The following is a 321-nucleotide window of genomic DNA, read 5'->3' as shown; positions in this document are numbered from 1 at the left end:
GAACATTGGAAAATATCCTTTTTGCTACATCATGAGCTGATGAAGTTTCCGCTTTACGATTAATCGTAGCCTTTCCAGCAAAGATACTTGAATCAAAGAAATAACCATAACTCATTAAATTATTTTTATTAGGGTCAATTAAATAATTAATTATACCAGAGTTTGTCTTTTTGGCTATTGCGTTTGGAACGTCAAGACTTTCAATCATTGCCCAAAAGTAGTTTTTTAACGTAGCTTTATTACTTTCGTCTACATCGGTCACAAGGTAAACCATATCTAAATTCAGTTTTTTCCTCTTACCTAGAGCTTCTTCAATTGGAA

At 32.4% G+C, this 321-nt stretch carries 1 protein-coding gene; it reads right to left on the bottom strand.

Annotation, left to right across the window (positions count from 1 at the left end; genetic code table 11):
• A partial coding sequence (locus L977_RS09605; RefSeq protein WP_047625649.1) for a hypothetical protein occupies positions 1 to 321 on the bottom strand: 321 nt, incomplete at both ends.

The organism is Enterobacter sp. ZOR0014 (assembly GCF_000798855.1).
Lineage (GTDB): Bacteria > Pseudomonadota > Gammaproteobacteria > Enterobacterales > Enterobacteriaceae > Enterobacter > Enterobacter kobei.
Note: the sequence above shows the minus strand (reverse complement) of the source record. Positions and strands in the feature narration are given on the sequence as shown.